The organism is Streptomyces sp. NPDC026500 (assembly GCF_055567635.1).
Genome location: NZ_JBVHQB010000006.1, coordinates 373,187 through 383,042 on the forward strand (window position 1 = coordinate 373,187; position 9,856 = coordinate 383,042).

3 protein-coding genes, 1 tRNA gene and 1 rRNA gene are annotated in these 9,856 nt (G+C 68.7%); 1 reads left to right on the plus strand and 4 read right to left on the minus strand.

The window, feature by feature from the left end; all coding sequences use genetic code 11:
* Positions 1-58 precede the first annotated feature (58 nt).
* On the minus strand, positions 59-5,554 hold the full coding sequence (locus tag ACZ4N5_RS14515) for a HAMP domain-containing protein (RefSeq protein ID WP_467757418.1): 5,496 nt from the start codon (positions 5,552-5,554) through the stop codon (positions 59-61).
* A gap of 391 nt (positions 5,555-5,945) precedes the next feature.
* On the opposite strand from ACZ4N5_RS14515, the gene ACZ4N5_RS14520 reads away from it, so the two are divergent.
* Positions 5,946-8,693 (plus strand): SpoIIE family protein phosphatase, encoded by a 2,748-nt coding sequence (locus ACZ4N5_RS14520; RefSeq protein ID WP_467757419.1) that lies wholly within the window; start codon positions 5,946-5,948, stop codon positions 8,691-8,693.
* Between the two features lie 94 nt (positions 8,694-8,787).
* Here ACZ4N5_RS14520 and ACZ4N5_RS14525 read toward each other — a convergent pair.
* The 3 genes from ACZ4N5_RS14525 to rrf all read right to left on the minus strand — a co-directional run.
* A tRNA-Thr gene (locus tag ACZ4N5_RS14525) sits at positions 8,788-8,860 on the minus strand.
* Positions 8,861-8,987: 127 nt separating this feature from the next.
* A complete protein-coding gene (locus ACZ4N5_RS14530) occupies positions 8,988-9,650 on the minus strand; it encodes a DegT/DnrJ/EryC1/StrS family aminotransferase (protein WP_467757433.1) in 663 nt (220 codons plus the stop codon).
* 113 nt (positions 9,651-9,763) lie between these two features.
* Positions 9,764-9,856, minus strand: a 5S ribosomal RNA gene (gene rrf / locus ACZ4N5_RS14535); the annotation flags it as partial.

Consider the following 9,856-nt stretch of genomic DNA (forward strand, 5'->3'; position numbering starts at 1 on the left):
CACGGTGTCCTGGTGCCCAACAGCACGTGACGGCCACGCATCACCGCATACGAGTCTGTCACCCCTCACGCATCCACTGCGCCATCACGGACAGCAGATGATCGGGATCGACCGGCTTGGTCACGTAGTCCGAGGCACCCGACTCGATCGCCTTCTCCCGGTCGCCCTTCATGGCCTTCGCCGTGAGCGCGATGATCGGCAGTCCCGCGAACTGCGGCATCCGCCGGATCGCCGTGGTCGTGGCATAACCATCCATCTCGGGCATCATGATGTCCATCAGGACGACCGTCACATCGTCGTGCTGTTCCAGGACCTCGATGCCCTCGCGGCCGTTCTCCGCGTACAGCACCGAAAGGCCGTGCTGCTCAAGGACGCTGGTCAGCGCGAAGACATTGCGGATGTCGTCGTCGACGATCAGCACCTTCTCGCCCTCGAAGCGGATGCCCCGCCCCTGCTGCGGTCCCGCGTCCTGCTGGCCCGCGACCGTCCACGGCTCCTGTGCCGCGCCCGCGGCACCCTCCGGCTGTCCGGGGACGGCGGTGCGCTGCTCGGCCGTGGGCAGCGCCCTGCGGCGCCTCCTGAACAGTGCGGCGGGCCCGTTCTGGGCGTCCTGGTACGACTTCACCTCGGCCGGCATCCCGATGTCGTGCAGCTCTGCCTCGGAAGCCAGCAACTCCCCCGCCTCCAGCGTCGGCGCGAGCTGCCCGTAGCCCTGCGGCGGCAGTTCGCTCGGGTGCAGCGGCAGATACAGCGTGAAGGTGGACCCGCGCCCCGGCTCGCTCTGGGCGTAGATCTCGCCGCCCAGCAGCCGCGCGATCTCCCGCGAGATGGAGAGCCCCAGACCCGTGCCGCCGTACTTGCGGCTCGTCGTACCGTCCGCCTGCTTGAAGGCCTCGAAGATCACCCGCATCTTGCTGGCCGCGATCCCGATACCGGTGTCCGTCACGGAGAACGCGATCAGATCGGCGTCAGCGTCCCGCAGCGACCCCGACTCCAGCAGCTGTTCCCTGATGGCCACCGGCACGTCCGCCCCGGCGGGCCGGATCACCAGCTCGACGGCTCCGGAATCGGTGAACTTCACCGCGTTGGACAGCAGGTTGCGCAGCACCTGGAGAAGGCGCTGCTCGTCGGTGTGCAACGTGGCGGGCAGTTCCGGCGAGACCCGTACGGAGAAATCGAGCCCCTTCTCCGCGGTCAGCGGACGGAACGTGGCCTCCACGTAGTCGACGAGCTGGACGAGCGCGATACGGGTCGGCGACACATCCATCTTGCCCGCCTCGACCTTCGACAGGTCGAGGATGTCGTTGATCAGCTGGAGCAGGTCGGAGCCCGCGCCATGGATCGTCTCGGCGAACTCGACCTGCTTCGGGGTGAGATTCGTGTCCGCGTTGTCGGCGAGCAGCTTCGCCAGAATCAGCAGGGAGTTGAGCGGCGTACGCAGCTCGTGCGACATGTTCGCCAGGAACTCGCTCTTGTAGCGCATGGAGACCGCGAGCTGTTCGGCCCGCTCCTCCAGAACCTGCCGGGCCTCCTCGATCTCGGTGTTCTTGACCTCGATGTCGCGGTTCTGCTGGGCCAGCAGTTCGGCCTTCTCCTCCAGTTCCGCGTTCGAGTCCTGGAGCGCCTTCTGTCGGTTCTCCAACTCCGCCGAACGCTCCCGCAGTTGCTCGGTGAGCTCCTGCGACTGCCGGAGCAGTACCTCCGTCTTGGTGTTGACGGAGATGGTGTTGACGCTCGTCGCGATCATCTCGGCGATCTGGTTCAGGAAGTCCTTCTGGATCTGCGTGAAGGGCGTGAAGGACGCCAGCTCGATGACGCCGAGCACGGTCCCCTCGAAGAGCACCGGAAGCACGATGACCTGCGCCGGAGGCGCCTCACCGAGCCCGGAGGAGATCTTCAGATAGCCGCTCGGCGCGTTCTCCACGAGGATCGTGCGCTTCTCCTGCGCGGCCGTCCCGATCAATGCCTCACCGGGCCGGAACGACGTCGGCATGGAGCCCATCGAGTAGCCGTACGACCCGAGCATGCGCAGCTCGTACGCCTCCTCGTCCTCGCTGCCCGCGTCCTTGCCGTCGACCAGCGGCATCGAGAGGAAGAACGCGCCGTGCTGGGCCGAGACGACCGGCGTCAGCTCGCTCATGATCAGCGAGGCCACGTCGTCGAGGTCGCGGCGCCCCTGCATCAGCGCGGAGATGCGGGCGAGGTTGCCCTTCAGCCAGTCCTGTTCCTTGTTGGCGATGGTGGTGTCGCGCAGGTTGGCGATCATCTTGTTGATGTAGTCCTGAAGTTCCTGGATCTCGCCGGAGGCATCCACGTCGATCTTCAGGTTCAGGTCGCCGCGGGTCACCGCGGTCGCCACGCGGGCGATGGCACGCACCTGCCGGGTCAGGTTCCCGGCCATCTCGTTCACCGACTCGGTGAGGTCGCGCCAGGTGCCGTCGACGTCGCGGACCCGCGCCTGACCGCCCAACTGGCCCTCCGTGCCCACCTCGCGGGCGACTCGGGTGACCTCCTCCGCGAAGGACGACAGCTGGTCGACCATCGTGTTGATGGTGGTCTTCAGCTCCAGGATCTCGCCGCGCGCGTCGATGTCGATCTTCTTGGTCAGATCGCCCTTGGCGATGGCCGTGGTGACCATCGCGATGTTGCGCACCTGGCCGGTCAGGTTGGACGCCATCCCGTTCACCGACTCGGTGAGGTCCTTCCACGTGCCGGACACGCCCGGTACGCGCGCCTGGCCGCCGAGGATGCCGTCCGTGCCCACCTCGCGGGCCACCCGGGTCACCTGGTCGGCGAACGAACTCAGCGTCTTCACCATCGTGTTGACGGTGTCGGCCAGCTGCGCGACCTCGCCGCTCGCCTCGACCGTGACCTTCTTCGTGAGGTCGCCGTTCGCCACCGCCGTCGCGACCTGCGAGATGTTCCGCACCTGGTTGGTCAGGTTGTTGGCCATCACGTTGACGTTGTCGCTCAGGTCCTTCCAGATACCGGTGACACCCGGCACCCGCGCCTGACCGCCCAGGTTGCCCTCGGTGCCCACCTCGCGGGCCACCCGGGTCACCTGCTCGGCGAAGTTGGACAGCTGGTCCACCATCGTGTTGACGGTGGTGACCAGTTCGAGGATCTCGCCCTTGGCGTCGACGGTGATCTTCTTCGACAGGTCGCCCTTGGCGACCGCGGTCGTCACCTCGGCGATGTTGCGCACCTGGATGGTCAGGTTGTTGGCCATGAAGTTCACGGACTGGGTGAGGTCCTTCCAGGTGCCGGAGACACCCTGCACCTCGGCCTGCCCGCCGAGGATGCCCTCCGTGCCCACCTCGCGGGCCACCCGCGTCACCTGCTCGGCGAAGTTCGAGAGCTGGTCCACCATCGTGTTGAGGGTGTTCTTCAGCTCCAGGATCTCGCCGCGCGCGTCCACGTCGATCTTCTGCGACAGGTCACCGCGGGCCACCGCGGTCGCGACCTGCGCGATGTTGCGCACCTGCGCGGTGAGGTTGCCGGCCATGCCGTTCACCGAATCGGTCAGGTCGCGCCACACACCGGCGACTCCGGGCACCTGTGCCTGACCGCCGAGGCGGCCCTCCGTGCCCACGTCACGGGCCACCCGCGTCACCTGGTCGGCGAACGCGGAGAGCTGGTCGACCATCGTGTTGATGGTGTTCTTCAGCTCCAGGATCTCGCCGCGCGCGTCCACGTCGATCTTCTGCGACAGATCACCGCGGGCCACCGCCGTGGTGACCTGGGCGATCTGCCGGACCTGTGAAGTCAGGTTCCCCGCCATGAAGTTGACGGAGTCGGTGAGTTCCTTCCAGGTGCCGGACACACCGTCCACGCGGGCCTGGCCGCCGAGCCGGCCCTCCGTGCCCACGTCACGGGCCATCCGCGTCACCTGGTCGGCGAAGCTCGACAGCTGGTCCACCATCGTGTTCACGGTGTTCTTCAGTTGGAGCATCTCGCCGGAGACGTCGACGGTGACCTTCTGCGACAGATCACCGTTGGCGACCGCCGTGGTCACCTGGGCGATGTTGCGCACCTGGCCCGTCAGGTTCTGGAACGCCGTGTTGACGGAGTCCGTGAGGTCCTTCCAGGTACCGGCCACACCCGGGACCTGGGCCTGGCCGCCCAGCTCGCCTTCGACGCCGACCTCGCGCGCCACCCGCGTGACCTCGACACCGAACGACGACAGCTGGTCGACCATCGTGTTGACGGTGTTCTTCAGCTCCAGCATCTCGCCGGCGACCTGCACGCTGACCTTCTGCGACAGATCACCGTTGGCCACCGCGGTCGTCACGGCGGCGATGTCACGCACCTGGGTGGTGAGGTTCCGGAAGACCGTGTTGACCGAGTCCGTGAGGTCCTTCCACGTTCCCGCCGCGCCCGGCACATTCGCCTGACCGCCGAGCCGTCCCTCGCCACCGACCTCGTTGGCGACGCGGGTGACCTCGTCGGCGAACGTCCGCAGCGTCTCGGTCATCTGGTTGATCGTCTCGGCGAGCTGCGCGACCTCGCCGCGCGCGGAGACGGTCACCTTCTGCGACAGGTCACCGCTCGCGACCGCCGTGGTCACCTGAGCGATCCCGCGCACCTGGGCCGTGAGGTTGCCGGCCATGAGGTTCACCGAATCGGTGAGGTCCTTCCACACGCCGGCCACACCGGGCACCTGCGCCTGACCGCCCAGCTCGCCCTCGGTACCCACCTCACGGGCGACGCGTGTCACCTCGGAGGAGAACGAGGACAGCTGGTCCACCATCGTGTTGACGGTGTTCTTCAGCTCCAGCATCTCGCCGGCCACGTGAACCGTGACCTTCCGCGACAGGTCACCCTTGGCGACGGCCGTCGTCACGAGAGCGATGTCACGCACCTGAGCGGTGAGCCGGTACGCCATCGTGTTGACCGAGTCCGTGAGATCCTTCCACGAACCGGACATACCGCGCACCCGGGCCTGGCCGCCCAGCTTGCCCTCGGTACCCACCTCACTGGCCACCCGCGTGACCTCGTCGGTGAACGTCGACAGCTGGTCGACCAGATTGTTGACGGTCCGACCGACCTTCAGGAACTCACCGCGCAGCGGATGCCCGTTGCCGTCCGCGGCCTGCGCGCGCAGGTCCATCCGCGGCGACAGATCGCCCTCCGCGACAGCGGACAGTACCCGGCCGACTTCGGAGACAGGCCGTACGAGATCGTCCACCAGCGCGTTCGACGCGTCGATCGCGGCCGCCCAGGCACCCTCGCCGGCGCCCGTCTCCAGCCGCTCCGTGAGCTTTCCCTCACGGCCCACCACGCGCCGTACCCGAGACAGCTCGCCCGTCAGATGCAGATTGCGGTCGGCGACCTCGTTGAAGACCGCCGAGATCTCGGACATCACGCCGTCACCGGAAACGGTGAGCCGCTTGCGGAAGTTGCCGTCCCGCATCGACAACAGGGCCGCCAGCAACCGGTTCAGGGCCGCCGTGTCCACCTCGGTGGTGCCAGTGCGCGGTGTGCGCCCGCTGTTCAGGGACTGTCCGCCTTTCGCGCGCGTCCTACCGCCCCGCGTCGCTGCGCCAGACTCCACTGTGTCCCTCCCGCAAGGGTCGACCAATACTGCTCGGCGTACTCGGGTACTTCTGTTCGTGGTGCGGGGAAGGTATTCGACCTGCCCGGACCTTCTTCTGCAGCCTGCCCAGTGTTTCACCCCGGCTGAACCAGGCCATAACAGTTCGGCAGCTTCGCACATCGTCCGCACACCCTCGGTACGGAACTCCGGCCCTGGCCGAGGCAACCACATGCACCTGCCGGAACGGAAACAACGGACTCTTCCAGACGGAAACACTCGTGACCGGCATCCGCGGGGGCGGCGAAGGTAAGTAACCTTGCATGCGGCTGTCCAGCCGTGCCGGTCCCGTCCGGCCTGGGCGGTGGCACGAGTACGAGCGGGCAGGCAGGCATCGGAGGGGCACCGCACCATGACCACCGGACTGCATCCTGGAGGTACGCCTCAGGATCCCCGGCCGACGGGGAACCACGCTCTGCCCACGCAGGAGCGGGTCGGCCAGGGAATCCCGCATGCCGACAACCGGACAGGGAGTTCTGTGATCACCGCGCGCGCGGCCGCCAGTTTCGAACCCGTGGGACGGTCCGTCGCGACCGCCCGCTCGTTCGTCCGGGACACGCTCCAGGGCTGGGGCTTCGCCGACATCGTCGACGACGCCGTCGTTCTGACCAGCGAACTGGTCACCAATGCCGTCGTGCACGCGGGCACCTCCGCCGACGTTCTGTGTCTGCGCAGCGACGACGGTGTGCGCATCGAGGTGGCGGACCACTACCCGGAACGCGAGATCCCACTCCAGGCGACGGCCGTCAGCATGGGCAGCCCGGACCGCGAGGGCGGCCGCGGCCTCCAGCTCTGCGCCGCCCTCGCCGCCCGCTGGGGCGTCGACTACACGCCCACCCGCAAGCAGGTCTGGTTCCAGCTCGACCTCCCCGAGCGCGCGATCGGCACCCGCGCCGCCGGCCCCTCGCTGCCCGCCGACCTCCTCCCCCTGGCCGACGGCCGGGTACGCGTGGCGGTCGTCCAGATCGACCGGACGGGCGCCATCAACGCCTGGAACGAGGACGCCGAGGAACTCTTCGGGTACGCGGCCGAGCAGGTCACGGGCAAGCCGCTCACCGACCTCGCGGCCTGGCCGCACACCCCCGGCACCAGTACCGGCATCGTCGAGGCACTCCAACTCTCCCGCTGGGAAGGCAGTTACGGCGTCCGCTGCGCCGACGGCCGCGTCACACCGGTGTACGCCTCACACCTGCGGGTCCGCGACACGAGCGGCGAGCCGTCCACCGTCTGCCTCCTCGTACGCGACCACGAACGCGCCGTCCTGCAGACCCCGTTGCGCGGGCCCGCCTCCGACTCGGGCAGCCACTCCGAGGGCCAGGCCACGGATCCCTTCGAGGTCTTCATCGGATCGCCGGCCCCGGACGACCTCGACGGCCTGCTCCAGCGCACGGTGGAGCGGGCCCGCGACATGCTCGACGGCGACTCCGCCTTCCTGCTCCTCGCGACCGACGACGAAACGGAGTTGGAGGTACGCGCCTCCACGGGCCTGCCCTCCGCGCGCCAGCGCTTCGCCCGCGTCCCCGTCGAGGCGGGCCCCGGACGCTACGGCTCGGCCCGGATGCCCGCCGTCCACGAGGACCTGATGGTCGTCCCCGGTGCCGTACCGCTCCTCGGTGGCACCGGCATGCGCTCGGTCGTCACCGTCCCGCTCAAGGTCGAGGGCCGCCTGACCGGCTCCCTCGGCGTCGCGGCCGAATCACCCGGCCGCTACTCCAACGAGGAGGCCCTGCGCCTCCAGTTCGCCGCCGACCGCATCGCCCTGGCGGTGGAATCGGCCCGGCTCGGCGAGCTGGAACGCCTGCGCCGCGGCTCGCTGTCCTTCCTCGTCGAGGCCTCCGACCTGCTCGCCGGCACCCTGGACCGCGACCAGACGCTCGCCCTCATGGCCCAGATGACGGTCCCGACCCTGGCCACCTGGTGCGCCGTGTACACGATCGCCGACCAGGCCTCCGAGCCGTACCTCTCGTACGTCCTGCACGAGGACGAGGAACTCATCGACGGCCTCAAGGCGTTGCTCTCGAAGATCGCCCCGCCGGACCCGGTACCCACCCCGGGCGCCCGCGTCTGGTCGGCCCCGGCCGCAGCGGCTCACGAGGCGGCCCTGCGGACGTCCATGCGCAGCCTGGGCCTCGGCGAACAGGCGTCTGTGAGCTCCGGCATCGGTACGACGCTGGCCACGGCCGCGGCGGTCGGCGGCGAGACCGTCGTCCTTCCCCTGGTGGCCCGCAACCGCGTCATCGGCATGCTGACCCTCGGCAAGCCGTCGGACGAGCATTTCCGCCAGGAAATCCTGGAGTTGGCCGAGGATCTCTCCCGACGAGCGGCCCTCGCCCTGGACAATGCCCGCCTGTACTCGGAGCGCACGGCCATCAGCCAGTCCCTCCAGCGCAGCCTCCTGCCCCCGGAACTCCCGCAGATCGAGGGCGTCGAGGTCGAGGTCATCTACCGCGCGGCCGGCGAGGGCAACGAAGTCGGCGGCGACTTCTACGACCTCTTCCCGATCCGCGACGGCGCGTACGGCTTCGCCATCGGCGACGTCTGCGGTACGGGCCCGGAGGCGGCCGCGGTCACCGGCCTGGCCCGGCACGCACTGCGCCTGCTGGCCCGCGAGGGCTACGGCGGCCCCGCGGTCCTGGAGCGGCTGAACTCCGCGATCCTCGACGAGGGCGCCCGCAGCCGCTTCCTGACCCTGCTCTACGGCGAGTTGTGGCCCCAGGAGGACGGCAGCGCCGTCCTGAAGGTCGTCTGCGCCGGCCACCCGCTCCCGCTGCGTCTGCGCCAGGACGGCACGGTCGAACCGGCCGCCGAACCGCAGCCGCTCCTCGGTGTCATGGAGGACCTGGAGCTGTACGAGCAGACGGTCACGCTCGATCCGGGCGATGTCCTGCTCTGCGTCACGGACGGCGTCACGGAACGCCGCGAGGGCACCCGCATGCTCGGCGACGACGGCCTCACGGACGTCCTCACCACGTGCACGGGGCTGACGGCCGGCGCCGTCGCCGCTCGCATCATGCGCGCGGTCGAACGCTTCGCCTCCGACGCCCCGTCGGACGACATGGCGATTCTGGCGATGCGTGTCCCGGGCCTTCAGACGGACTGAGGCCGCACGGACCGAGGCCCCACGGGCCGAGGCTCCGTCGGCCCAGGACATGCGAAAGGCCCCCGCCCACAAGGGCGGAGGCCTTTTCTGTCTGAGCCCCCCAACGGAATCGAACCGTTGACCTTCTCCTTACCATGGAGACGCTCTGCCGACTGAGCTAGGGGGGCCTGTCGCCTTATCGAGGTTTCCCTCGCGGCAACGAGATAGATCATACCCCGAACCGAACCGTGCTCCCAACCAGTCCGGCCCAGATCAGATGGCCCGGAGCAACCTGCTCGGATCAGTGGGCCGGCGTCAGAAGGCCGGTTGCAGCAATCCGCCGAGCGCGTTGCACGCGGAGACGATCCGCTGCATCTCCCGCTTCGTCAACGCCCCGTCCACAGGCAGCGAAAGAGTCTCGTCGGCCGCCCGCTCGGTCTCGGGGAGCTGTACGTCCCGCCGGAACCCGGGCAAGCGGTGCACCGGCGTCTTCACCGGCACCCGGCACTCGACTCCCCTGGCCCGTACGGCCCGTGCGAAGGCGTCCCGGTCCGGACGCCCGTTCCCCGGCACCCGAACGACGTACTGCTGATAGGTGTGTCCGTCGCCGCTGACCGGTGTCCGTACGCCGCTCAGCCGGCCGTCGAGGTAGGCGGCCCGCTCCCTGCGCTGCGCGATCTCGTCGTACGGCGCCTCGGACTCGCCCTGCTCCAGGACCAGCAGCTCATGGCGCTGCCCCAGTTCCCACAGCCGCATCATGTCGGCAGTCCGCCCGAAGCGGTGCACGACAACGAGCGCCGCCGTTTGGGGAGTTATGACGGCCTCGATCGCGTGGGGGTCGAGGCAGTACGTCGTCGGGTCTATGTCGGCGAAGACGACCGTGGCGCCGGCCTGGGCCACGGCGTCGGCGACCTCCACGTTTCCGAAGGCCGGAACGATGACCTCGTCACCGGCTCCGACGCCCGCGGCTCTGAGCATTGCAGCAGTACCCATGGGGCGGATATTGGTCGCGCAACGTGAACTCCGAGTGACGCAAAACAAAAAAGAGCTGGTCCCCGAACCGAAGTTCGGGGACCAGCTCTCTAAATTTTGTTCGGCGGCGTCCTACTCTCCCACAGGGTCCCCCCTGCAGTACCATCGGCGCTGTGAGGCTTAGCTTCCGGGTTCGGAATGTAACCGGGCGT